Here is a 23,217-nt window from a genome sequence, read left to right on the forward strand (position 1 = left end):
CGCCGCAGGACCGGCCGCCGGGACATATGTCCGGTCCAGCCCCTTTTCAGCACAAGCACAGGCAGAGCCACGTGACGAAACCCATTCATGTAATCGGCGGCGGTCTCGCCGGTTCCGAAGCAAGCTGGCAGATCGCCCGCGCCGGCGTTCCGGTAATTCTTCATGAAATGCGCCCGGTGCGGGCAACGGATGCCCACAAGACGGACGGGCTGGCCGAGCTGGTCTGCTCCAACTCCTTCCGCTCCGACGATGCGGATTACAACGCCGTCGGCCTGCTGCACTGGGAGCTGCGTCAGGCCGGCTCGCTGATCATGCAGGCGGCCGATGCCCATCAGGTGCCCGCCGGCAGCGCGCTGGCGGTGGACCGGGACGGCTTTTCGGAAGCGGTGACGCAGATGCTCACCTCGCACCCGCTGATCACCATCGAGCGCGGCGAGCTGACCAGCCTGCCGCCGGAGGACTGGGACCCGGAAGATTGGGACAATGTGATCATTGCCACCGGCCCCCTCACCTCGCCGGCTCTGTCGGAAGCGATTCTGGCGCGCACGGGTGAGGATTCGCTCGCCTTCTTCGACGCCATTGCCCCGATCGTGCATTTTGATTCCATCAACATGGATGTGGCCTGGTTCCAGTCCCGCTATGACAAGGTGGGTCCGGGCGGCACGGGCAAGGATTACATCAACTGCCCTCTGGACAAGGCCCAGTACGAGGCCTTCATCGATGCGCTGATCGCGGGCGAGAAGACAGAATTCAAGGAATGGGAGGCCAACACCCCCTATTTCGACGGCTGCCTGCCCATCGAGGTGATGGCGGAGCGCGGCCGCGAAACCCTGCGCCATGGACCGATGAAGCCGATGGGCCTCACCAACGCCCATAACCCGACCGTCAAGGCCTATGGCGTGGTGCAGCTGCGCCAGGACAATGCGCTCGGCACGCTCTACAACATGGTCGGCTTCCAGACGAAGCTGAAATATGGCGCACAGGCGGAGATCTTCCGCATGATTCCGGGGCTGGAAGACGCCGTCTTTGCCCGGCTCGGCGGCTTGCACCGCAACACCTTCCTCAATTCGCCGAAGCTGCTGGATGGCACGCTGCGGCTGAAGGCCGATCCGCGCCTGCGCTTTGCCGGCCAGATCACCGGCTGCGAAGGTTATGTGGAATCGGCCTCCGTCGGCTGCATGGCCGGGCTGTTTGCCGCCGCGGCGGCTCTGGGACGTGACCTGACGCCGCCGCCCGCCACCACGGCCATGGGCGCGCTGCTGGCGCATATCACCGGCGGCCACCTTGTGCATGAGGAAGAAGGCGCGCCGCGCTCGTTCCAGCCGATGAATGTCAACTTCGGCCTGTTTCCGCCGGTGGAAGCCCCGAACAAGGGCGAAGACGGCAAGCGCCTGCGCGGGGCGGAAAAGGCCAAGGCCCGCAAGCTTGCCATGACCCAGCGGGCCCGCAGCGATTTCGGGAGCTGGGTGCAGGAAGTCAGCCTGCCGCAGATGGCGGGCTGAGTGTCGCAGGTTGAAGACGCCTTTGGCAGGGCGGGCTCCTTGCGCCGCTGACAGGTCCCGGCACAAGGCCGGGATAGCGCAGAGGAAAGTCATTTCATTTCTTGCAAAACAAACAGGCCCCCGCATGCGGAGCCCCGTTTCATTTCAGATGAAGAAAAAAAGATCAGCCTTCGGCATCGCTCACGCCGGCCTCGCCCAACTCGCGGCGCAGGTCGTCCACCATGCCGTCGATGAAGGGCCCGATGGCGGCGGAGCGGGAGCGGCGGTGGCGCTCGGCGCGCAGGATGGACTGCACGGCAAGGAAGGCGCGGCTGAGATCGTCGTTGACGACCACATAGTCATATTCGCTCCAGTGGCGCATCTCGCTGACAGCGGTCTTTAGCCGCCTTAGGATCACGTCATCGGCATCTTCCGCACGCCGGTGCAGGCGGGATTTCATCTCGGCAATGGACGGCGGCAGGATGAAGATCGACACGACATCCTCGCGCATCCGCTCATAAAGCTGGAAGGTGCCCTGGATGTCGATGTCGAACAGCACGTCCCGGCCGCTGCGCAGCGCCTGCTCCACCGGATCGCGCGGCGTGCCGTAGTAGTTGCCATGCACCTCGGCCCATTCCAGCAGCTCTTCCCGGTCGCGCATCAGCTCAAACTTTTCACGGGAAATGAAATGGTAGTGCACACCGTCAATCTCGCTGGTGCGGCGCGGGCGCGTCGTCACGGAGATGGACAGGGACAGGCTTGTCTCCTGCCCCAGCAGATTGCGGGCAATCGTCGACTTGCCCGCGCCAGAAGGCGAAGACAGAACGAGCATGAGGCCGCGGCGGTGTGCCTCGGCCTCATCGGCGGTAACGGATGTCCCGGCGGGACGGGCGGACTTGCTGCCGGCCATTGATCACTCCAGATTCTGGATCTGCTCACGCATCTGGTCGATGACGGATTTCAGCTCAAGGCCGATGGCCGTCAGCGCCACGTCATTGGATTTCGAGCAGAGCGTATTCGCTTCCCGGTTAAATTCCTGTGCGAGGAAATCAAGCTTGCGGCCCACCGGTCCGCCATCAGCCAGAAGCTTGCGGGCGGCAGCCACGTGAGCGCCAAGCCGGTCCAGCTCCTCGCGGATGTCGGCGCGGGTTGCCAGAAGCACCGCCTCCTGATGCAGCCGCTGCGGTTCCAGCGCGGGCGCTGCCTCCAGCAAGGCCGAAACCTGTGCGGCAAGCCTGTCGCGGATCGCCTCCGCCGTGCGCGCCGGATGCTTTTCGGCTGCATCCGTTGCTGCAGCAATGGCGGCAAGCTGACCGTCAAGCACGGCGCGGATGGCAGCACCTTCCGCCTTGCGCATGGCGGCAAGCGCTTTCAGCGCCTCATCGAAGGAAGCGGCAAGCGCTGCAATCAGGGCTTCCCGGGCCTCTTCGTCTTCCACCGGCTCGCGCAGTTCCAGCACGCCCTTGTGGGCAAGGATGCCATCAAGGCTCGGCGGCACGGCTTCGGGCAGGCGCCGCTTCAGCAGTTGCACCGCATGCAGAACGGCTTCGAGCGCCGCCTCATTGATGGTGAGGACTGCATCGCCCTGCTCACGCTGAACAGACAGGGAAATGGAAACATTGCCTCTGGCCAGAGCCTTGCCGCAGCGCTCGCGCAGCTGCGCTTCCAGTTCTTCCATGCCCGGCGGCAGCCGGAAGCGCAGATCAAGGCTCTTGCCGTTGACGGAGCGCAGCTCCCAGTGCCAGCGCACCGCGCCATGAGATCCTTCAACCCGGGCAAAGCCGGTCATGCTGGACAAAGCCATGTCCTCTTCCTTCCCCCCGGAACCGGATCAGGAGACAGACGCCAGACCGCCCGCGCATGCTGGCGTTTGTCCCTTCCGGTTCAGTTCTGTGTTGCCGGAGCAGCACCTTCCGGCGCGGCCGCCGCAGGGGCGTCTTCGCTGGCAGAAGCGCCGCTGCCACCTGCCTGCCCGGCACGGCGGGTGCGCTCGATCTCGCGCCACTTGCGCACATTGGCCTGATGCTGCTCGTAAGTTTCAGCAAAGACATGGCCACCCGTGCCGTCGGCAACGAAATAGAGATCCTTCGTCCGCGACGGGTTGGACACCGCTTCCATGGCCGCACGGCCCGGATTGCCGATCGGGCCCGGCGGCAGCGCGCGGATCTGATAGGTGTTGTATTCGGTCTTCTTGTCGAGATCGGCGCGGGTGATGGCACTGCGGTCCGTGGTCCACGCGTCGCCGCCATAAAGCCCGTAGAGAATGGTCGGGTCAGACTGCAGCGGCATCGACTTGTTCAGCCGGTTGACGAAGACGCCGGCAACGCGCGGGCGCTCATCGGCGCGGGCCGTCTCCTTCTCGACGATGGACGCCAGAATGACCAGCTCATCGGGCGTCTGCACCGGCAGGCCTTCAACCCTGCGCGCCCAGATTTCCGCCAGAAGCTTGGTCTGCGCCGCCTGCATCTGGTTGAGGATCTGCTGACGCGAGGCGCCGCGGGTGAATGTGTAGGTCTCAGGCAGCAGCGCGCCTTCCGGCGGGATGTCGGTGATCTCGCCGGTGAGAATCTCGTTCTCGCGCAGACGCCGGATCACCTGCGCCGTGGACCAGCCCTCAGGGATGGTGACGGAATAGACCACCGCCTTGCCTTCCACCAGGTCCGTCATCACGTCGCGCATGCTGGAGCTGGCCTTGAACTCGTATTCACCGGCCTTCAGCCGGGCCGCGTTCTTGTAGGCCCGCACACCCAGGTTGAACACCATGCCATCGGTGATCACTCCGTTGCGCTCCAGGGTGTCGGCGATCCCGCCCAGGCCCTGGCCGGAGGAAATGATGACAGTCTTGTCTTCCGTCAGAGGACCAGCGGCATCGAATTCCTGCTTGCCCCAATAGATGCCTGCACCAACGGCAAGAATCAGGATGACGGCGCTGGAAAGCACCAGATTGATCAGGATGACAATAGGATTTCGGGCATGGCGCGACCGCTGGGGCGGTTCTGGCGCCCGGTCGGGCTGGATGGCCTCGCGTGGGCTCTTTGGCTTGACACGCATGGTCGCTCGCTCCTTCGGATCCTGCCGCCCCCGGCGCCCCGCAAGAGGGTCCGCAGCAGATTTTCAAGGGTATGAGGGAGACCCGTCCGGCCATGCCGGCAGTCCCTCCCCTCTCGTTCAACTGCGGCCAGATGGCCGGAAGCTCTCCGGCCCGGCTCTGTGCCACCGTCCGGCCCCGCCGCACCGGTCAAGGATTAACCTTGTCAATGCGGCGAAACGAGGAAATCGTGATGGGAGGGCGTTCAGCCCTCGACGCGGCGCAGGACCAGCGAAGCGTTGGTGCCGCCGAAGCCAAAGGAGTTCGACAGGGCAACATTGATCTGCTTCTTGCGCGGCTGATGCGGCACCAGATCGATCTTCGTTTCGACAGACGGGTTGTCGAGGTTGATCGTCGGGGGCGCAATGTTGTCGCGGATGGCGAGGACAGAGAAAATCGCCTCAACCGCACCAGCGGCACCCAGAAGGTGACCGATGGAGGACTTGGTGGAGGACATGGAGATGCCGTCCGCAGCATCACCCACCAGACGCTCGACCGCGCCCAGCTCGATGGTGTCAGCCATCGTCGAGGTGCCGTGGGCATTGATGTAGTCGATATCGGCTGCCGTGATGCCGGCTCGCTTCATCGCTGCGCTCATGCAGCGGTAGGCGCCATCACCATCTTCGGACGGAGCCGTGATGTGATAGGCATCGCCCGACAGGCCATAGCCGATGACTTCGGCATAAATGGTAGCGCCGCGGCGCTTGGCGTGCTCGTATTCTTCAAGCACGACCACACCTGCGCCCTCGCCCATGACGAAGCCGTCACGGTCCTTGTCGTAGGGGCGCGAGGCCTTTTCCGGCGTATCGTTGTAAATCGTCGACAGCGCGCGGCAGGCGGCAAAGCCTGCCAGAGCAAGGCGGCAGACCGGAGATTCGGTGCCACCGGCCACCATGACATCGGCATCATCAAGCGCGATGAGGCGGGCCGCGTCACCGATCGCATGCGCGCCGGTGGAGCAGGCCGTCACGACGGCATGGTTCGGCCCCTTGAGGCCGTGGCGGATGGAAACCTGACCGCCGGCCAGGTTGATCAGGCGGCCGGGAATGAAGAACGGGCTGAGGCGGCGCGGCCCCTTGTCCCGCAGCACGTGGGCTGCTTCCTCAATGCCCTGCAGGCCGCCGATGCCGGAGCCGATCAGCACGCCGGAGCGGATCTGCTCCTCGTACGTCACGGGCTTCCAGTTTGCATCGGCGAGCGCCTGATCGGCAGCAGCCATGGCGTAGACGATGAAATCGTCGACCTTGCGCTGCTCCTTCGGGTCCATCCAGTCGTCGGGGTTGAAGGCCCCTTCGACTGACGGATCGCGCGGGATCTGACAGGCAATTTTACAGGCGAGGTCCTCGACTTCGAAGCTGCTGACGCGCTGCGCAGCACTCTTGCCCTCAAGGATCTTCTTCCACGTCACGTCAACGCCGCTACCATGCGGCGTCACCATGCCCATACCGGTAATAACTACTCGTCTCATCAGCCCGCACATGTTCCGGGCGGAAGCGTCACCGCTTCCCCCCACAGGTCACGAATAACCGGAGATTAACCGGCGTTCTTTTCGAGGAAGCTGACCGCGTCGCCGACAGTCAGGATCGTCTCGGCTGCATCGTCGGGGATCTCGACGCCGAATTCTTCTTCGAAAGCCATGACCAGCTCGACGGTGTCAAGGCTGTCCGCGCCGAGGTCATCGATGAAGCTTGCACCAACAACGACCTTCTCGGCGTCGACGCCCAGGTGCTCGATAACGATCTTCTTAACTCGTTCCGCGATATCGCTCATTTTATTTACCTCGGTGGTTTTTACGAACCGGACACACGCTGCAGGATGAACCTGACTTCAGTCTTCGCACAGCCTGCTTACGGGCGCTACCCGGACAAGAGCAACGGAGGGCCCATGAAATCAAGCCATTCCGTCAGTCTTTCCAGAATAATCGGCGGCTAGGTATCACACTTTATCAGGCTTGACCAGCCGCCGCCCCTGGAGTGGACCCGCGTTTTCCGCCAATGGCACAAAACACGGATTCCAAAGTCAAATCATGGCCATGCCGCCATTCACATGCAGCGTCTGGCCCGTCATGTAGGCTGCCTCGTCGCTGGCAAGATACACAGCCGCACCGGCAATTTCCGCAGCCGTGCCCAGACGGCCTGCCGGAACCGATCCGAGAATCGATTCCTTCTGCTTGCCGTTCAGCACGTCCGTCATCGCGGTTTCGATGAAACCGGGCGCGATCGTGTTGACCGTGACATTGCGGCTGGCGATCTCGCGGGCGATGGACTTGTACATGCCGATCATGCCGGCCTTGGCCGCTGCGTAATTGGCCTGGCCCGGGTTGCCGGTGACGCCGACCACGGAGGCAATGCCGATGATGCGGCCATGGCGGCGCTTCATCATGCCCTTGATGGCCGAACGGCAGATGTGGAAGTTGGAGGTGAGGTTCACTTCCAGCACCTGATCCCACTCTTCATCCTTCATGCGCATGAAGATGTTGTCGCGGGTGATGCCGGCGTTGTTCACCAGAATGTCGATCTGGCCCATGGCCGCTTCCGCTGCCGGAACCAGCGCTTCCACGGCTGCGCGGTCGGACAGGTTTGCGGGGACGACATGCACCCGCTCCTTCAGATCGGCGGCCAGCGCCTCCAGCTTTTCGGCGCGCGTGCCGGACAGGGTGACGGTGGCGCCCTGTGCGTGCAGCGCGCGGGCAATGGCCTCGCCGATGCCGCCGGTGGCGCCGGTGACGAGAGCCGTCCTGTTGGTCAAGCTGAACATCGTGATGTTTCCTTCCAGTTTCCTGTCAGCGGTGCAGCCCGGCCAAAGGCCATGGCAGCGCCGCATATGATCCGCTGTCAGCCGTTCAGGCGCTCCAGCACGGCATCCACATCGCCCGGAGTGTTGACGGCAAGGCCGCCCGCATCCTTGGCAATGCGCTTGATCATGCCGGTCAGAACCTTGCCGGCACCGATCTCGACAAAAGTGTCAATCCCCTCGCCTGCCAGCCACTCGATGGATTCGCGCCAGCGTACGGTGCCGGTGACCTGCTCCACCAGACGGTTGCGGATTTCGGCCGGATCCGTCACCGGGCGCGCCAGCACGTTGGCAACCAGCGGCACCTTCGGCGCGTGAATGGTGACGCCCGCCAGCGCTTCAGCCATGGCATCGGCAGCCGGCTGCATCAAGGAGCAATGGAAGGGTGCGGACACCGGCAGAAGCACGGCGCGGCGCCCGCCCTTGGTCTTGGCAATTTCAAGCGCCCGCTCAACGGCTGCCTTGTGGCCGGAGACCACAACCTGGCCCGGCGCATTGTCGTTGGCCGCTTCACAGACCTCGCCCGGAGCGCTGGCTTCCGCCGCAACTTCACGGGCAACGTCGAAATCAAGGCCGAGCAGCGCCGCCATGGCGCCAACACCCACCGGCACAGCGGCCTGCATGGACTGGCCGCGCAGGCGCAGCAGACGCGCCGCATCACCGATGGACAGGCTCCCGGCAGCCGCAAGGGCGGAATATTCGCCAAGCGAATGACCGGCGACATAAGACGCAGAGGCCTTGAGGTCGATGCCGCGTGCTTCCATCACGCGCAGCGCTGCAAGGCTGACAGCCATCAGCGCGGGCTGGGCATTGGCCGTAAGGGTCAGCTGATCCTCGGGGCCATTCCACATGAGTTCGGAGAGCTTCTCGCCGAGCGCCTCATCCACTTCTGCAAAGACGGCACGTGCCTCGGCAGAGCCTTCCGCCAGTTCCTTGCCCATGCCCACGGCCTGGCTGCCCTGACCGGGGAAAATGAATGCAACGCCCATAATGCGCGGCCTCCGTCGCTTGGCACCGGCTCTGGAGCGGCCGGCTGTTCTCAACTCATGATGCAAGGGACTGGGAAGACAGACGGGCGGAGAAAACCGCCATTCGATATGTCCCGGCCACCCTCTTGCGGCAAAATGATCCGCCGCTATGGTCTGGCAGACAGGGCTGTGTCAAGAGCATATGCCCCCTGCACCGCAGCGAAAGCGGCCAAAGTCCGTGGGAAACTGCCCGAAGCCTGGGGCTGAAACGCTGAAGAGAGGCCAACGGGTACCCTGCTCCGCTCCGTTCGCCGGCTGTGATTTGATGCAGTCTGCGCTTGCATTTGCGGGCGCCTTCTATATACAGCGCCACTATCTGGAACCTTGGCTGGTGGCTGAACGGAAGGATGCGCAAGCATCAGGGGCGTCAAACTCCCGTCTTCCCGTGTCTCCGCTCTCGTAGGACTTTACGTACCTTTCCGTAGGCACGTTGAGGCTTTGCGCCAGGTTTTCCCGGATAGACGCTAGAGAAAGGCAAGACACACATGCCGCTTTATGAGCACGTGTTCCTGGCGCGCCAGGACATCTCGACCCAGCAGGTCGAGCAACTCGTTGAACAGTACAAGGGTCTGATCGAAGCCAACGGTGGCAAGGTCGGCAAGATCGAGAACTGGGGCCTGCGCGCGCTGGCTTACCGGGTCAAGAAGAACCGCAAGGCCCACTACACCCTGATGAACATCGAAGCTCCGCATGCTGCGGTTGCCGAAATGGAGCGTCAGATGGGCATCAACGAAGACATCCTTCGTTTCATGACCCTGAAGGTCGAATCCCACGATGACGAGCCGTCTGCCATGATGCAGAAGCGCGACCGTGATGACCGCCGCCGCCGCGACGACAAGTTCGGCAGCGACCGCCCGGCCCGTGAGCCCCGTGGTGAGCGGAGCGAACGCGCTCCCCGCCGTGCAGAAGCGGAGTAATTGACATGCCTGAAATCGCACAGATCCCGGCCCGCCGCCCGTTCTTCCGCCGCCGCAAGACCTGCCCGTTCTCGGGCGAGGGTGCTCCGGTCATCGACTACAAGGACATCCGTCTGCTGCAGCGCTACATTTCCGAGCGTGGCAAGATCGTTCCGAGCCGCATCACCGCGGTCTCCGCGAAGAAGCAGCGTGAGCTGGCCCGCGCCATCAAGCGCGCCCGCATCCTGTCGCTGCTGCCCTTCGTCATCAGCTGAGATCACGGCTCACGCCTGATCTGATCAAGACGCGGCCCGCCGGCTTCATGCTGCGGGCCGCGCCGGACTCTTGAGGGTCCGGCATCCCGGATTGGGGCCGGCGGGTTTGTGGACCGGCTTCTAACCGCCCGAGAGGCGGGACAGACCGACTGGAGAAATCCCATGGAAGTCATTCTTCTGGAACGCGTGGCCAAGCTTGGCCAGATGGGCGACAAGGTGCGCGTGCGCGACGGTTACGCCCGTAACTTCCTGCTGCCGCAGGGCAAGGCGCTGCGCGCCAACAAGGCAAATCTTGCCAAGTTCGAAGCCGAGCGCGCTCAGCTGGAAGCCCGCAACCTGGAGCGCCGCAAGGACGCCGAGGCCGTTGGCGAAAAGCTGGCCGGCCAGAGCTTCATCGTGATCCGTTCGGCTGCCGAAACCGGCCAGCTCTACGGCTCCGTCTCCACCCGCGACATCGCCACCGTGGCGACCGCTGGCGGCTTCAGCGTTTCCCGCAGCCAGGTTCACCTGTCCGAGCCGATCAAGACGATCGGCCTGCACACGGTTGCCATCGCCCTGCACCCGGAAGTCGAAGTGTCCATCACCATCAACGTTGCCCGTTCCGCTGACGAAGCCGAGCGTCAGGCAGCCGGTGAGAACCTGACCCTGCGCGAGCAGGACAGCTTCGAGTTCGAGGAAGACGAAGAAGCTGAAGACGGCGAAGTCGAGGCCGAAGACGAGGAGTAATTCTCTCCGGCCCGGTTTGCCCGGCGCAAGATCAGGCGGTGCCCTTCGGGGTGCCGCCTTTTTCTTTGCCTGTTTTATGGGCGCACTGACGCGGCTTCCGGCCGGTATGTGCGCAGGATATCCACAGCCTGCCCCCAGCCCTTGTCCACATGCACCAGTCAAGGCGCGAGATGACTTGTCCCCGTTGATCTTGCGCAGGCTGAGGATAATTGCCTCCCCTGAACTGCGGCCTTTTCCTGCGCCCTTAACCCCGGTAAACGAAATATGACCGCGACCGGGGGACCACATGAAGGGCACTATCCAGAAGATCGAAACGGCGAGCGAGACCGTGCGCGTCGCTCCGCATAACGCGGAGGCTGAGCGCCAGCTGCTGGGTGCGATTCTGGTCAACAACGAGACCTATTACCGCGTCTCCGACTTTCTGGAGCCGCACCATTTTTTCCTGCCGCCGCACAAGGACATCTACGAGAAGATCGGCCAGCTGATCCGCGCGGGCAAGACCGCCTCGCCCATCACGCTGAAGACCTTCTATCCTGCCGACATCAAGATCGCGGATCTGAGCGCGACGCAGTACCTGCTGCGCCTTGCCGCCGACGCCGCCTCGATCATCAACGCGGAAGATTATGGCCGCATCATCTATGACCTTGCCGTCCGGCGGAACCTGATCCGCATCGGCGAGGACATGGTCAACATCGCCTATGACGCGCCCATCGACATGCCGCCAAACCAGCAGATCGACGACGCCGAACGGCGGCTGTTCGAACTGGCGGAAACCGGCCGCAGCGAAGGCGGCTTCGTCACCTTCGGCGATGCGCTGACAGAAACGATCCATATGGCCCACGCGGCCTATAACCGCGAAGGCGCGCTGTCAGGCATTTCCTCAGGACTGACCGATCTTGACCGGCTGATGGGCGGCCTGCAGCATTCGGATCTGATCGTGCTGGCCGGCCGTCCTGCCATGGGCAAGACCTCGCTCGTCACCAACATCGCCTATAACGTCGCCCAGGCCTATCAGGCCGAGGAGCAGCCGGATGGCGCGCTGAAGACGGTGAATGGCGGCGTTGTCGGCTTCTTCTCGCTGGAAATGTCGGCCGAACAGCTGGCCACCCGTATCATTTCCGAGCAGACCGAAATTTCCTCGTCGAAGATCCGCCGCGGCGACATTTCCGAGGCTGATTTCGAGAAACTGGCGGCCGCTGCCCAGCACATGCAGACCGTGCCGCTTTACGTGGACCAGACCGGTGGCATCTCTATCGCCTCGCTGGTGGCCCGTGCCCGCCGCCTCAAGCGCCAGCGCGGCCTCGACCTGCTCATCGTCGACTATATTCAGCTGCTCTCCGGCTCGTCCAAGAACAGCGGCAACCGCGTGCAGGAAATCACCGAAATCACCACGGGCCTGAAGGCGTTGGCGAAGGAGCTGAACGTTCCCATCATCGCCCTCTCCCAGCTGTCCCGTCAGGTGGAATCGCGTGAAGACAAGCGTCCGCAGCTGTCGGATCTGCGCGAATCGGGCTCCATCGAGCAGGACGCCGACGTGGTGCTCTTCGTGTTCCGCGAGGAATATTACCTGTCCAAGACCATGCCCGAGGAAGGGACGCCCGAATATGAGGCCTGGGTGGACAAGTTCGAGCGCGTCAAGGGCAAGGCCGAAGTCATCATCGCCAAGCAGCGTCACGGCCCCACCGGCACGGCCCAGCTGCACTTCCAGGGCGAGTTCACCCGCTTCTCGGATCTGGCGCAGGAAGACTATATGCCCGAACGGTTGGAGTAATCCGTCCGGACCGGTCTATGATGGCCGCAGATATGGGCAAGGTGCCGATTCGCTGCTCCGCTTGGAAACTGCTGCGTGAGGGGCCAGCCTTGCTTTTGGCTTCATGACACAGGACCCGCAGAGCATGACAAGCTCCAGCCACGGGCAAACCGTCATCCCGGCCGGCAGCCGTCTGACGATCGATCCGCTCGCCATCGCGCGCAATTGGCGCCGCGTGAAGGACCAGCTCACGCCCGGCACCCAGTGCGCTGCCGCCGTGAAGGCCGATGCCTATGGCTGCGGCCTTGCCGTCACGGTGAAGCATCTGGCGGAGGCCGGCTGCTCCACCTTCTTCGTGGCGACGCCGCAGGAAGGCGTCACTGCCCGTCAGGCAGCGCCCGGTGCCGTCATCTACATCCTCAATGGCCTGTTCCCGGGCGCAGCTCCCCTGCTGGCTGAGGCAAGGCTGCGGCCGGTGCTGGGGTCCCTGCCGGAAATCGAGGAATGGGCGCTCTTCTGCCGCGAGCGCAAGGTGAAGCTCGAAGCGGCCATCCACATCAACACCGGCATGAACCGGCTCGGCCTCAACGCTCCCGAATGCGAGAGGCTGGCGGCAGATGGCACGCTGCTGGAAGCTTTCACCCCGTCGCTGCTGATGAGCCATCTTGCCTGCGCAGCCGAGCCCGCCCATGCGCACAATCAGACGCAGCTTGCCGCTTTCGAGGCGATGAGCGCGCATTTCCCCGGCGTGCCACGCTCGCTTGCCAATTCGGCGGGCGTGTTTCTGGGGCCGGAGTTCCATTTCGATCTGGTGCGCCCCGGCATTGCCCTCTACGGCGGCCAGGTCATCGATCATCCGCCCATGAAGCTGGAGCCGGTGATCCGGCTCGAGGCACGCGTGCTGCAGGTCCGCAAGGTTCCTGCCGGCGAAGGCGTCGGCTATGGCCTTGCCCGCACGGCGGAGCGTGACAGCCGCATTGCCATGCTGTCCTGCGGCTATGGCGACGGGTTCCTCAGAGGCGCGGGCAGCGCCGACGGCAAGCCGGGCGCATCGGCCTGGGTTGATGGTCATGCCCTGCCTCTGTTTGGCCGGATCTCCATGGACATGCTGGCTGTGGATGCCACCGATGTTCCGGCAGACAAGCTGCGCCGGGGCACCTATGTGGAGCTTCTGGGCCCCAACGCCAGCCTTCAGGCGGCGGCATCGGCGGCCGGAACGATTGATTATGAACTGCTGACAAGCCTTGGAAGCCGCCATATGCGCATCCACGGGCCGCTGGACGGCGGGACGACCGGAGACTGACATGGCCCGCCGCAGCTCATCCTTTGTGTGCCAGGCCTGTGGTGCAATCACGGGCAAATGGACCGGCCGCTGCGAGTCCTGCGGCGAATGGAACACCATCGTCGAGGAAGCCGAAGGCAGCGGCGTCGGCGGCGGCCCGTCCAAAGGCAAGGTCACCCGTGGCCGCGTCGTGCCGCTGGTCGGCCTTTCGGGCGAGGCCAAGGAAGCCCCGCGCTTCCAGAGCGGCATCAAGGAGCTGGACCGGGTGACCGGCGGCGGCTTCGTCAAGGGTTCGGCCCTGCTGGTGGGCGGTGATCCGGGCATCGGCAAGTCCACACTGCTGATCCAGGCTTCCGCCGCGCTCGCCAACAAGGGCCTGCGCTCAGTCTATATCTCGGGCGAAGAGGCGATCGATCAGGTCCGGCTGCGCGCCGAACGCCTCGGTCTTGCCAATGCGCCCGTCGCGCTCGCCTCCGAAACCAGCGTCGAGGACATTCTGGCAACGCTGGAGGCCGGTCCTCCCCCTGCCCTGCTCATCCTCGATTCCGTGCAGACCCTGTGGACGGAGCTGGCGGATTCGCCTCCCGGCACGGTGACGCAGGTGCGCGCCTCGGCGCAGGCCATGGTCCGCTATGCCAAGAAATCCGGCACCGCCATGGTGCTCGTCGGCCATGTCACCAAGGATGGCCAGATCGCAGGCCCCCGTGTGGTGGAGCACATGGTCGACGCGGTGCTCTATTTCGAGGGCGACGGTGCGCATCAGTACCGCATCCTGCGCTCGGTGAAGAACCGCTTCGGCGCCACCGATGAAATCGGCGTGTTCGAGATGACAGGCGCGGGCCTGCAGGAAGTGGCCAATCCGTCAGCGCTTTTCCTTGGAGAACGCTCGTCCAATGCGCCCGGCTCGGTGGTTTTTGCCGGGCTGGAGGGCTCACGCCCGCTGCTCATTGAAATTCAGGCGCTCGTCGCCCCCTCGCCGCTCGGCACGCCCCGCCGCGCCGTGATCGGCTGGGACAGCGCCCGTCTGTCGATGATCCTTGCGGTGCTGGAAGCGCGCTGCGGGGTTCGCTTTTCGCAGCACGATGTCTATCTGAATGTGGCCGGCGGCCTCAGGATCAACGAGCCGGGTGCAGACCTTGCGGTAGCTGCTGCACTGGTCTCTTCACTCAGCGGGCTTGCCCTGCCGGTCAATTGCGTCTATTTCGGCGAGGTCAGCCTCTCGGGCGCCGTCAGACCGGTGGCCCAGGGACAGGCAAGACTGAAGGAAGCGCAGAAACTCGGCTTTGACCGCGCCATCTGCCCGGCTGGAAACATCAAGGATGGGACCGGACCGGAGCTGAGCGCGGAAGGAATACAGGACCTGAGCGCCTTCATCGCCAAGATTGCTGCCAAGGGCAGCGGGCGGGCCGGCGGCGGGCCCCGGGATGTGCGGAACGACTGACAGCAGCAAGGCGCCGCAAGCGGCTGCCGGGACTGCGGGCTACAAGGGTAAAACCGGACGATGCCAATCACGCTCCTCGACGGAATTCTTCTCGTCATCATGCTGATTTCCGCCGTTCTGGCGATGGTGCGCGGCTTTGTCCGTGAAGTTCTGTCGATCGGCTCATGGGTGGCGGCAGCCGCCGCAGCCTACTTGCTTTATGGATCCGTGCTTCCATATGCCAAGCAGTATATCAGCAATGAGTATGTTGCCCTCGGCGCTGCCATTGCGGGCGTGTTCCTGCTGACGCTGATCATCGTCAGCTACATCACCATGCGCATTTCCGATTTCGTGCTCGACAGCCGCATCGGCGCGCTGGACCGCACGCTCGGCTTCGTTTTCGGCGCCGCACGCGGTATGCTGCTTGTTGTCGTCGGCCTTGCCTTCTTCAACTGGTTCGTGCCGGCGGAGCGCCAGCCCCAGTGGGTGGTTCAGGCCAAGTCCCGTGACCTGCTGACATCCATCGGCCTTCAGCTGCAGGCAGCGCTGCCGGAGGATCCGGAAAAGACGATTCAGGAGTTCAACCGCTCCAGCCGCCGCAATGCCGATGAGCCCCAGGGCCAAGCTCAGGGCCAGCCTCAGGGCGGGAACGAGAATACCGGCTACAGCGCCGCAGAACGTCAGGGCATCGACCAGCTGACGACCAGCGGCACCGGAAACTGATCTTTTTGCCAGCAAGGCTGGCCGCACAACCTCTCAAGGAGCTTCGCCATGTCCGGTCTGACCGACTTCCAGGGCGCAGGGAAACAGTTCCGTTCCGATGACACGGACGACATCTACGGGGACACGCTGCGTGAAGAATGCGGCGTGTTCGGCGTTTTGGGGCATGAAGATGCCGCCGCGCTGACCGCCCTTGGCCTGCACGCCCTGCAGCATCGCGGACAGGAAGCTGCCGGCATCGTCACCTATGACGATAACGAGCAGTTCCGTTCCGAGCGTCATCTCGGCCTCGTCGGCGATCACTTCTCCAGCGCCGAGACGATCAAGCGTCTTGCAGGCTCTGCCGCTGTCGGCCACGTGCGCTACTCCACCACAGGCGAACCGGCGCTGCGCAACGTGCAGCCGCTGTTTGCCGAGCTGGACGGCGGCGGCTTTGCCATCTGCCACAACGGCAACTTCACCAATGGCCTGACGCTGCGCCGCCAGCTGATCCGCGACGGGGCCATCTGCCAGTCCACGTCGGATTCCGAAGTGGTGCTGCAGCTCGTCGCCCGCAGCCGCCAGCCGAAGATCGTTGACCGCTTCATTGAGGCGATCAAGCAGATGGAAGGCGCCTATTCGCTGGTCGCCCTCACCCGCAAGAAGCTGATCGGCGCCCGCGACCCGCTGGGCATCCGCCCGCTGGTGCTGGGTGACCTCAACGGTGCCCCGATCCTCGCCTCAGAGACCTGCGCGCTCGACATCATCGGCGCCAAGTTCATCCGCGAGATCGAGAACGGCGAGGTGATCGTCTGCACCTCCGGCGGCATCGAAAGCTATTTCCCCTTCGGCCGCCGCCCGGCCCGCCCCTGCATCTTCGAGTACGTCTATTTTGCCCGGCCCGACTCCGTTGTCGGCGGCCGCTCGGTCTATGACGTGCGCCGCCAGATGGGCGCGCAGCTGGCCCGCGAGAGCCATGTGGATGCCGATGTGGTGGTTCCGGTGCCGGACAGCGGCGTTCCCGCCGCCATCGGCTACAGCCAGGAATCGGGCGTTCCCTTCGAGCTGGGCATCATCCGCAACCACTATGTGGGCCGCACCTTCATCGAACCCACTCAGTCGATCCGGACCCTTGGTGTCAAGCTGAAGCATTCGGCCAACCGGGCGCAGATCGAGGGCAAGCGTGTCATCCTTATCGATGACAGCCTCGTGCGCGGCACCACCTCGCTGAAGATCGTGCAGATGATCCGCGATGCAGGTGCGCGCGAAGTGCATTTCCGCCTCGCCAGCCCGCCGATCCGCTACTCCGACTATTACGGCATCGACACGCCGGTGCGCGAAAAGCTGCTGGCCGCCCGCTACAATCTGGAAGAGATGCGTGCCTTCATCGGCGCCGACAGCCTCGCCTTCCTCTCGATTGAAGGCATCTACAAGGCCATGGGGCTTGAGGGCCGTGACAACGAGAACCCGCAGTTCACCGACCACTGCTTCACTGGCGACTATCCGACGCCGCTGACGGACCTGTCGGATGACGTGGAATTCCGTAAGCCGCCGCGTCTGGTGGAAGTTGGATAAGGCACAATGACTGACAAGATCCTCGACGGCCGCATTGCGGTCGTCACCGGCGCCTCGCGCGGCATCGGCTATTTCATCGCACGTGAGCTGGGACGCCTTGGTGCCCATGTCGTCGCCGTTGCCCGCACCGTGGGCGGCCTCGAAGAGCTGGACGACGAGATCAAGGCCGCAGGCGGCCAGACGACCCTCGTGCCCCTCGACGTCACCGACTATGACGCGCTGGACCGTCTGGGCGCCGCCATTTTCGAGCGGTGGAAGAAGCTGGACATTCTGGTGGGCAATGCGGGCGTGCTTGGCACCCTGTCGCCGCTCGGCCATGTGGACATCAAGACCTGGGACAAGGTGATGGCGGCAAATGTCACCGCCAACTGGCGCCTGATCCGCTCGCTGGACCCGCTGCTGCGCCAGTCAGACGCCGGACGCGCCGTGTTCCTGTCTTCAGGCGCTGCCCACAAGTGCAAGGCTTATTGGGGCCCCTACTCGGTCTCCAAGGCCGCGCTGGAAGCTCTGGTGCGCACCTACACCGCCGAGACGCGCCAGACGCCGCTGCAGATCAGCCTCGTCAGTCCGGGCCCCGTCCGCACCTCCATGCGCGCACAAGCCATGCCCGGCGAAGACCCGGCCACCCTGCCGCATCCCGAAGACGTGGCCAAGGCGATCATCCCGCTGACGCTGCCCACCTTCACGGACGGCGGCCGCCTGTACGACCACCCCTCGCGCAGCTTCAAGGATTTTGTGCAGGTCGCATCGTAAGGGGTTGGAACGGAGGGCTTTCTGCTTCTTGCCTTACCCCTTCCTCCGTCATGCCATGACTTGATCATGGCATCCATACCGCTTCATCTCATCACTATGAGGAGCGGGATGATGCAGCAAGCGTTCCGGAGGCTCTGCCTGACGGACAGGCTACGGAGTGAATGCCATGATCAAGTCATGGCATGACGAATGCGGAGAGATCTTTCAGGCCGGAGCATCGCTCCGGCCTCTTTGCATTCAGGCGCCTCAGTGGGCTGCCAGCGGCGGGAAGACTGCTTCGCACATGCCGGACCATTCGTCATAGACACCGGGGCAAGCGGTGATGACGCGTACGCCCGTCGCGATGGACGCGTCCACGTCAAAGCCGGTGACCTTGCCGCCGCCTTCCTCGATCATCAGGAGACCGGCGAGGCAGTCCCAGACGTTCATCTTGGATTCGCCATAGGCAATGAGGCGGCCGGCGGCCACATAGGCCAGCATCAGCCCACCAGAGGCATTGCGGAAGAAGACGCCGCCCCGGTCCACCAGCGCGTCGATCAGCTGCACGGCGCCGCAAACCTTGTTGCGGCCGCTGAAGCCGACACCGGCAGAGCCGGTCTTGAGGCTGGTGCTGGCGGAGACCCGCGCCGGGCGGCCATCGACCGTCAGCCCCTTGCCACGTTCAGCGGCGAACATCTCGCCCGACACCGGATCATGGATGACCCCGATGACGGTTTCCCCGTTGTGAACGCAGGCAATGATGACGCACCACTGCGGGATGCCGGCAACGAAATTCGCCGTGCCATCGATCGGATCGATCACCCAGGTGTAGCCGGACGAGCCTTCCACGCGGCCATGCTCCTCGCCGACGATGCCATCGCCCGGGAAGACGGCTGCGATCTCGTCGCGCACCAGCGTTTCCACGTTGCGGTCGGCTTCCGTCACGAGGTCCTGATGGCCCTTGTTGATGATGGTCAGCGTTTCCAGCTTGCGGAAATAGTCAAGGCCAAGCGCGCCTGCGCGGCGGGCGAGGCCAACGGCAAACTCCATGCGTTGCGTCGTCGTCATCGCGGTCCCCATGTCATTCGGTTGCAGATGGTGTGCGGGGCTGAGGCGCCCCGATGGGAGAGGAAAGGTCACAGAAAAGGCCGGAGCGATGCCCCGGCCTCGCAAGGGCCCTTGCCGGGGCCTAGCGGATTTTCTTTTTCTTGCCCGCATAGGGATTTTCGCCCTTACGGTAGCTGAGACGGATCGGCGTCCCCGGCATGTCGAAGGTCTGGCGCAGGCCGTTGACGAGATACCGGGTGTAGCTTTCCGGCAGCTCTTCGGGGCGCGAGCAGAACACGACGAAATGCGGCGGACGGGTTTTCGCCTGGGTCATGTAGCGCAGCTTGACGCGGCGTCCCTGCACCGCCGGGGGCGGATGGTGGGTGAGGATCTTCAGGAGCCAGCGGTTGAGGCGCGACGTCGAAATGCGACTGTTCCACACCTCGTAGGCGTTGAACACCGCTTCCATCAGCCGGTCGATGCCCTGCCCCTGCAAGCCCGACATGGTGACGATCTGGACGTTGCGGATCTGGTTCAGATAGCGGTCCTGCGCGTCCTTGATGGCGGCCCAGGCCGCTTCCCGGTCCTCGATCAGGTCCCACTTGTTGACGGCGATCACAAGCGCGCGGCCTTCACGGGCCACCAGATCGATGATCTGCAGATCCTGCTTCTCGAAGGAATTGGTCGCGTCCAGCGCCACGACAACCACTTCGGCAAACTTGATGGCGCGCAGAGCGTCGGCAACGGAGAGCTTTTCCAGCTTCTCCTGCACACGCGCCTTGCGGCGGATACCGGCCGTGTCGAACAGCTTCAGATGGCGCTCGCGCCACAGCCAGTCGACGGAGATGGAATCGCGCGTGATGCCGGCTTCAGGCCCGGTCAGCATGCGCTCTTCGCCCAGCATGCGGTTGATCAGCGTCGACTTGCCCGCATTGGGCCGCCCGACGATGGCAACGCGCAGTGGGCGCTCACTGGTGCCCGCGGGAGCTGCTTCCGGCAGAAGCGGATTGCCGTCCTCGTCCAGCTCGACGGAAAAATCTGCTTCGTCCTTGGCCGCCTGCTCTTCTTCCTCGACCTGCTCCACATAGGGAAGCAGCGCCTCGTAGAGACCGGCAAGACCCTCGCCATGTTCGGCGGAGATGGCCACCGGCTCGCCCAGACCAAGCGAGAAAGCCTCGTAGAGACCACCCTCGCCTGCCCGGCCTTCCGCCTTGTTGGCCAGCAGGATCACCGGCGTCTCGCTCTTGCGGGCAACGGCAGCAAAATGCGCATCAAGCGGCGTCACGCCCGCGCGGGCGTCGATGACGAACAGAACGACATCGGCTTCCGCGATGGCCTCTTCGGTCTGGGCGCGCATGCGGCCTTCAAGGCTCGCTGCGTCCGCATCCTCAAGGCCTGCGGTGTCGATGATGGTGAAGCGCAGGTCGCCCAGGCGCGCCTCGCCCGGCCGCCGGTCGCGGGTGACGCCCGGCGTGTCATCGACAAGCGCCAGGCGCTTGCCGACCAGCCGGTTGAACAGCGTCGATTTGCCCACATTCGGACGGCCAATAATGGCTACGGTAGCGCCCAAGCCCCTTACTCCTCAGGCCGCAATCCCTGCGGCCCATCTATCAGTTGAATCCGGCGATGCCGCTGTCGCCTTCCAGCACCACGATCCGGCCGCCGGCAACAATCGGGGTCACGAAGACCTTGGCCGAAATGTCACGCACGCTCTGGATCTGGCCGCTGGCTGCGTCCACAAGGGCAATGCGGCCATCGTTGGAGAAGGCCACCAATGTGCCGTTCGCCAGCACCGGGCCCGCCCAGTTGCGCCGCTTCTTCTTGTTGTCGATCTGCGGCAGGTCTGCCCGCCATAAGGCGTCACCGGTCTTGCGGTCAAGAGCAACCATCTTGTCATCCAGCGTTACCATGAAAATGGCATTACCGGAGACGACCGGCGTGTGCACCGAGCCCACATTCTGCTCCCACTGGCGCTCGCCCGTCTTGAGCGAGGCAGCGACGATCTTGCCGCCGACGCCCGTGGCATAAACTGTGCCGCTGGAGACGACAGGGCTTGCGGCAACATCCGTCAGTGTGGAAACAGCCAGCGTACGGAAAGCGCGCGAAACGCCCTCGGCCCAGACCGGCTCACCCTTCTTGATATCGAAGGCCATGATCTCGCCGGAGGAGAAGGGCACCACCACGGTTCCGCCGGAAACGGCCGGGGACGCGGCCGTCAGAAGACCTGCGTTTTCCTGAACACCCGAATAGGTCCAGGCCACGGTGCCATCGTCCTGCTTGACCGCATAGACTTCATTTGTCTGCGTCACGACGAAGACATGGCCGCCGCCAACTGCCGGGGCGCCGCGCGCCGGAGCGCTAAGCTCAACGGACCACAGCTCCTGACCCGACCCGGCATCCAGCGCAGCCAGTGTGCGGTAGCCGGTTGCGGCGAAGACGCGGTTGCCGGAAACGGCAACACCACCACCGGAGGCAATGCCGTTTTCGTCAGCCGGACGCAGGCTCTTGGTCCAAGCACGGGCGCCGCCCGTGCTCATGGCAATCACTTCACCCGTGGGCTTGTAGACGAACAGACGCCCGCCCGAGGCGACAGGCCTTGCAGCCGTGCGCATGCCCGAAGACGTCAGGCCGCCGCCAGAGCTGCCGATGGAAGCGCGCCAGGCCTGCTGGCCGCTGACCGACACGGCGACATTGCCAGGGTCATTGCTTTCATTGCCGCCAGCCTGCGGCCAGTCCTGCCCGCCCGAGGCAGACCCGATGCTGGCAGAACGGTTTGTGGTCTGCTCCAACGGATCAGCGCCCTGGAAAAGCGGCTGACGGTCACCGGGAAGAATCGTCTGCTTGGTCGCAAAGGGATTGATCGCATCGGTATACTCAGACACCGAAGAGCAGCCCGCCAGAAGCGTGGCAGCCAGGAAAACACTGGCAAGCTGCCGGGAGGGCTTGGTCATACGCAACATCAGTTCGTCTCTCCCTTGTCGGCAATGCTGGGCTGCGAGCCACGGATCACTTTGGTGAGAATGGAAACCCGCGCCCCAATTTCGCGCGGCGCAGCGGCATCGTCCGTAATCTGGCTGGCATAAGCGATTGCAGCATCCATGTCGCCTGCACTCCAGGCGGCGAAGGCGAGGATTTCACGGGCCGCGAAGCGCCAGGAATTGTTTTCGTCCGTCAGAGGCTCAAGCCGCGCCTTCAGCGCTGCAAGATCAGCCGTATCGAGGGCAATGTAGCCCGCGCGCACCGCAGCCAGGCCACGCAGAACCGCTTCAACGGACGAATCGGCGGCCAGCGCGTCATAGGCAGCCACGGCTTCATCCGTCTTGCCGGAGGCGGCAAGGCTTTCCGCGAGGCGGAACTTTGCAAGGACAGGATATCCGCCGGTGGCAGATCCCATGGCGGCGAAGGCAGCTTCAGCCTCTTCAGCCTTGCCGTCCTGCGCCAGGCGCACTGCCTCGAGATAGGCATCGCCTGCCTTCATCGACTGCTGGCCCTGCCAGTACAGCCAGCCGCGGTATCCGGCCGTTCCGGCCACAATCGCAACTGCCAGAATGATCACCCAAACGCCGAGACGGTCCCAAAGGCGACGGAATTTTTCGTGACGGATATCTTCGTCGACTTCCCGGAAAATGTCGGACATGCGTTCGAGCTTCCTGCAAACTTCTGGACTTGTATGTGAGGCCTTACACCCCGCGCAAGGCGGCGCCACATTACAGTGTCACCGGCGCCGTGGCAAACGCCTGTATCCGGCTCTTTTCAATGGTTTGATGGCGCAAGTGAGGCGAGATCAGGTCAAGCCGGCTTTTTGAAGTGCATCGCATCCGGAATCACGCCGTGTTCCGGCCATGTGAATAACGCCATAAAAACCCGGCAAGGAACACGTACAGGTCTGCAGTTCAGAAGTTCGCCAGCGTATTTCTGACCTTACGTCATTCATCAAAATCGCAGACTGTCCTTTCCAATGCGATACGAATGAAATATTCTTGAAATATAACAAGTAGATACCCGCATCCAACAATCGGCACCGGCCCGGAGCACCTGAATGAACGAGGAAAGGCGCAGCAGCCCGCGGCGGCGGGCGCTCAAATCGGCCAGATTGGTTTTCGGCAATCTGGACAGGGTTTTTGACGGCACGATCCGCAATCTCTCAGAAGGCGGTGTGATGGTGAAGGTCGACAACACCCACCTCATTCCCGATGAGCTTCTGCTGTACATCGACAGCGAACACATCAGGCGCCCCGTCCGCGTGGTCTGGCGCACGGATACGGAACTCGGACTGGAATTTTCCGGCCCGCCAGAACCGTTGACCAAACGCTGACACAAAACGGACTGCGGCCGGAGGCTTGAAGCAGCAATAAGAAGGTTTATCTAGCTGCAGACAGTTGTCCTGACGCGGCCAGTTCCTCCCTCCTCCCATGGCCGCGATTT

22 protein-coding genes are annotated in these 23,217 nt (G+C 63.7%); 11 read left to right on the forward strand and 11 right to left on the reverse strand.

What is annotated here, in order from left to right; all coding sequences use genetic code 11:
- The first annotated feature begins 26 nt into the window (after positions 1 to 26).
- Positions 27 to 1,502 carry a methylenetetrahydrofolate--tRNA-(uracil(54)-C(5))-methyltransferase (FADH(2)-oxidizing) TrmFO gene (gene trmFO / locus H163_RS0118420; protein WP_051105426.1) on the forward strand — a complete coding sequence of 492 codons (1,476 nt, stop codon included), beginning with the start codon at positions 27 to 29 and terminating at the stop codon, positions 1,500 to 1,502.
- A gap of 163 nt (positions 1,503 to 1,665) precedes the next feature.
- Here the strand turns inward: trmFO and gmk are convergent, their stop codons facing one another.
- From gmk to fabD, 7 genes are all read right to left on the reverse strand, one after another.
- On the reverse strand, positions 1,666 to 2,391 hold the full coding sequence (gmk, locus tag H163_RS0118425; protein ID WP_019966093.1) for a guanylate kinase: 726 nt from the start codon (positions 2,389 to 2,391) through the stop codon (positions 1,666 to 1,668).
- Between the two features lie 3 nt (positions 2,392 to 2,394).
- Positions 2,395 to 3,285, reverse strand: coding sequence for a YicC/YloC family endoribonuclease (locus tag H163_RS0118430; protein ID WP_019966094.1), 891 nt, complete (start codon positions 3,283 to 3,285; stop codon positions 2,395 to 2,397).
- Positions 3,286 to 3,365: 80 nt separating this feature from the next.
- On the reverse strand, positions 3,366 to 4,532 hold the full coding sequence (mltG, locus tag H163_RS0118435; protein WP_019966095.1) for an endolytic transglycosylase MltG: 1,167 nt from the start codon (positions 4,530 to 4,532) through the stop codon (positions 3,366 to 3,368).
- A gap of 242 nt (positions 4,533 to 4,774) precedes the next feature.
- Complete coding sequence (fabF, locus tag H163_RS0118440; protein ID WP_026356037.1) at positions 4,775 to 6,037, reverse strand: beta-ketoacyl-ACP synthase II; 1,263 nt, start codon at positions 6,035 to 6,037, stop codon at positions 4,775 to 4,777.
- A gap of 65 nt (positions 6,038 to 6,102) precedes the next feature.
- Complete coding sequence (locus tag H163_RS0118445; RefSeq protein WP_019966097.1) at positions 6,103 to 6,339, reverse strand: acyl carrier protein; 237 nt, start codon at positions 6,337 to 6,339, stop codon at positions 6,103 to 6,105.
- A 249-nt stretch (positions 6,340 to 6,588) separates the two neighbouring features.
- Positions 6,589 to 7,326, reverse strand: a complete 738-nt coding sequence (gene fabG / locus H163_RS0118450; RefSeq protein WP_026356038.1) for a 3-oxoacyl-[acyl-carrier-protein] reductase — start codon at positions 7,324 to 7,326, stop codon at positions 6,589 to 6,591.
- Between the two features lie 77 nt (positions 7,327 to 7,403).
- Positions 7,404 to 8,351 (reverse strand): ACP S-malonyltransferase, encoded by a 948-nt coding sequence (fabD, locus tag H163_RS0118455; RefSeq protein ID WP_019966099.1) that lies wholly within the window; start codon positions 8,349 to 8,351, stop codon positions 7,404 to 7,406.
- 524 nt (positions 8,352 to 8,875) lie between these two features.
- On the opposite strand from fabD, the gene rpsF reads away from it, so the two are divergent.
- The 9 genes from rpsF (at position 8,876) to H163_RS0118500 (ending at position 17,766) form a co-directional block, all read left to right on the forward strand.
- Entirely contained in the window at positions 8,876 to 9,307 is a 432-nt protein-coding gene (gene rpsF / locus H163_RS0118460; RefSeq protein ID WP_019966100.1) for a 30S ribosomal protein S6, read from the forward strand.
- A 5-nt stretch (positions 9,308 to 9,312) separates the two neighbouring features.
- Positions 9,313 to 9,561 carry a 30S ribosomal protein S18 gene (gene rpsR, locus H163_RS0118465; protein WP_019966101.1) on the forward strand — a complete coding sequence of 83 codons (249 nt, stop codon included), beginning with the start codon at positions 9,313 to 9,315 and terminating at the stop codon, positions 9,559 to 9,561.
- A gap of 162 nt (positions 9,562 to 9,723) precedes the next feature.
- A complete protein-coding gene (gene rplI / locus H163_RS0118470; protein ID WP_019966102.1) occupies positions 9,724 to 10,287 on the forward strand; it encodes a 50S ribosomal protein L9 in 564 nt (187 codons plus the stop codon).
- A 286-nt stretch (positions 10,288 to 10,573) separates the two neighbouring features.
- Positions 10,574 to 12,058 carry a replicative DNA helicase gene (locus H163_RS0118475; protein ID WP_019966103.1) on the forward strand — a complete coding sequence of 495 codons (1,485 nt, stop codon included), beginning with the start codon at positions 10,574 to 10,576 and terminating at the stop codon, positions 12,056 to 12,058.
- A gap of 124 nt (positions 12,059 to 12,182) precedes the next feature.
- A complete protein-coding gene (gene alr, locus H163_RS0118480) occupies positions 12,183 to 13,340 on the forward strand; it encodes an alanine racemase (protein WP_208975437.1) in 1,158 nt (385 codons plus the stop codon).
- Between the two features lies 1 nt (position 13,341).
- Positions 13,342 to 14,760 (forward strand): DNA repair protein RadA, encoded by a 1,419-nt coding sequence (gene radA, locus H163_RS0118485; protein ID WP_019966105.1) that lies wholly within the window; start codon positions 13,342 to 13,344, stop codon positions 14,758 to 14,760.
- A 60-nt stretch (positions 14,761 to 14,820) separates the two neighbouring features.
- A complete protein-coding gene (locus H163_RS0118490) occupies positions 14,821 to 15,462 on the forward strand; it encodes a CvpA family protein (RefSeq protein WP_019966106.1) in 642 nt (213 codons plus the stop codon).
- 48 nt (positions 15,463 to 15,510) lie between these two features.
- Entirely contained in the window at positions 15,511 to 17,013 is a 1,503-nt protein-coding gene (purF, locus tag H163_RS0118495; protein ID WP_019966107.1) for an amidophosphoribosyltransferase, read from the forward strand.
- Between the two features lie 6 nt (positions 17,014 to 17,019).
- On the forward strand, positions 17,020 to 17,766 hold the full coding sequence (locus H163_RS0118500; protein WP_019966108.1) for an SDR family NAD(P)-dependent oxidoreductase: 747 nt from the start codon (positions 17,020 to 17,022) through the stop codon (positions 17,764 to 17,766).
- Positions 17,767 to 18,012: 246 nt separating this feature from the next.
- On the opposite strand, the gene H163_RS0118505 is transcribed toward H163_RS0118500, so the two are convergent.
- From H163_RS0118505 to H163_RS0118520, 4 genes are all read right to left on the reverse strand, one after another.
- Entirely contained in the window at positions 18,013 to 18,813 is an 801-nt protein-coding gene (locus tag H163_RS0118505; protein ID WP_040679217.1) for an inositol monophosphatase family protein, read from the reverse strand.
- Positions 18,814 to 18,934: 121 nt separating this feature from the next.
- A complete protein-coding gene (gene der / locus H163_RS0118510) occupies positions 18,935 to 20,362 on the reverse strand; it encodes a ribosome biogenesis GTPase Der (RefSeq protein ID WP_026356039.1) in 1,428 nt (475 codons plus the stop codon).
- Positions 20,363 to 20,402: 40 nt separating this feature from the next.
- Entirely contained in the window at positions 20,403 to 21,752 is a 1,350-nt protein-coding gene (locus H163_RS0118515; protein ID WP_244296126.1) for an outer membrane protein assembly factor BamB family protein, read from the reverse strand.
- Positions 21,752 to 22,429: a tetratricopeptide repeat protein gene (locus tag H163_RS0118520; RefSeq protein ID WP_019966112.1), complete on the reverse strand. Its 678-nt coding sequence runs from the start codon at positions 22,427 to 22,429 to the stop codon at positions 21,752 to 21,754. Before H163_RS0118520 ends, H163_RS0118515 begins: the two co-directional genes overlap by 1 nt.
- A 402-nt stretch (positions 22,430 to 22,831) precedes the next feature.
- Here H163_RS0118520 and H163_RS0118525 point away from each other — a divergent pair, with 402 nt between their 5' ends.
- The gene (locus tag H163_RS0118525) at positions 22,832 to 23,107 is read left to right on the forward strand and encodes a PilZ domain-containing protein (protein WP_019966113.1); all 276 of its coding nucleotides are present in this window, start codon (positions 22,832 to 22,834) and stop codon (positions 23,105 to 23,107) included.
- The last annotated feature ends 110 nt before the right edge of the window (positions 23,108 to 23,217 follow it).

It is taken from the genome of Pannonibacter phragmitetus DSM 14782, from assembly GCF_000382365.1.
GTDB classification, from domain to species: domain Bacteria; phylum Pseudomonadota; class Alphaproteobacteria; order Rhizobiales; family Stappiaceae; genus Pannonibacter; species Pannonibacter phragmitetus.

What these genes read in the sequence shown, in the direction of transcription:
- trmFO (WP_051105426.1), top strand. Translation starts at nt 27, where the DNA reads ATGTCCGGTCCAGCCCCTTTTCAGCACAAGCACAGGCAGAGCCACGTG.
- gmk (WP_019966093.1), bottom strand. Translation starts at nt 2,391, where the DNA reads ATGGCCGGCAGCAAGTCCGCCCGTCCCGCCGGGACATCCGTTACCGCC.
- H163_RS0118430 (WP_019966094.1), bottom strand. Translation starts at nt 3,285, where the DNA reads ATGGCTTTGTCCAGCATGACCGGCTTTGCCCGGGTTGAAGGATCTCAT.
- mltG (WP_019966095.1), bottom strand. Translation starts at nt 4,532, where the DNA reads ATGCGTGTCAAGCCAAAGAGCCCACGCGAGGCCATCCAGCCCGACCGG.
- fabF (WP_026356037.1), bottom strand. Translation starts at nt 6,037, where the DNA reads ATGAGACGAGTAGTTATTACCGGTATGGGCATGGTGACGCCGCATGGT.
- H163_RS0118445 (WP_019966097.1), bottom strand. Translation starts at nt 6,339, where the DNA reads ATGAGCGATATCGCGGAACGAGTTAAGAAGATCGTTATCGAGCACCTG.
- fabG (WP_026356038.1), bottom strand. Translation starts at nt 7,326, where the DNA reads ATGTTCAGCTTGACCAACAGGACGGCTCTCGTCACCGGCGCCACCGGC.
- fabD (WP_019966099.1), bottom strand. Translation starts at nt 8,351, where the DNA reads ATGGGCGTTGCATTCATTTTCCCCGGTCAGGGCAGCCAGGCCGTGGGC.
- rpsF (WP_019966100.1), top strand. Translation starts at nt 8,876, where the DNA reads ATGCCGCTTTATGAGCACGTGTTCCTGGCGCGCCAGGACATCTCGACC.
- rpsR (WP_019966101.1), top strand. Translation starts at nt 9,313, where the DNA reads ATGCCTGAAATCGCACAGATCCCGGCCCGCCGCCCGTTCTTCCGCCGC.
- rplI (WP_019966102.1), top strand. Translation starts at nt 9,724, where the DNA reads ATGGAAGTCATTCTTCTGGAACGCGTGGCCAAGCTTGGCCAGATGGGC.
- H163_RS0118475 (WP_019966103.1), top strand. Translation starts at nt 10,574, where the DNA reads ATGAAGGGCACTATCCAGAAGATCGAAACGGCGAGCGAGACCGTGCGC.
- alr (WP_208975437.1), top strand. Translation starts at nt 12,183, where the DNA reads ATGACAAGCTCCAGCCACGGGCAAACCGTCATCCCGGCCGGCAGCCGT.
- radA (WP_019966105.1), top strand. Translation starts at nt 13,342, where the DNA reads ATGGCCCGCCGCAGCTCATCCTTTGTGTGCCAGGCCTGTGGTGCAATC.
- H163_RS0118490 (WP_019966106.1), top strand. Translation starts at nt 14,821, where the DNA reads ATGCCAATCACGCTCCTCGACGGAATTCTTCTCGTCATCATGCTGATT.
- purF (WP_019966107.1), top strand. Translation starts at nt 15,511, where the DNA reads ATGTCCGGTCTGACCGACTTCCAGGGCGCAGGGAAACAGTTCCGTTCC.
- H163_RS0118500 (WP_019966108.1), top strand. Translation starts at nt 17,020, where the DNA reads ATGACTGACAAGATCCTCGACGGCCGCATTGCGGTCGTCACCGGCGCC.
- H163_RS0118505 (WP_040679217.1), bottom strand. Translation starts at nt 18,813, where the DNA reads ATGACGACGACGCAACGCATGGAGTTTGCCGTTGGCCTCGCCCGCCGC.
- H163_RS0118515 (WP_244296126.1), bottom strand. Translation starts at nt 21,752, where the DNA reads ATGTTGCGTATGACCAAGCCCTCCCGGCAGCTTGCCAGTGTTTTCCTG.
- H163_RS0118520 (WP_019966112.1), bottom strand. Translation starts at nt 22,429, where the DNA reads ATGTCCGACATTTTCCGGGAAGTCGACGAAGATATCCGTCACGAAAAA.
- H163_RS0118525 (WP_019966113.1), top strand. Translation starts at nt 22,832, where the DNA reads ATGAACGAGGAAAGGCGCAGCAGCCCGCGGCGGCGGGCGCTCAAATCG.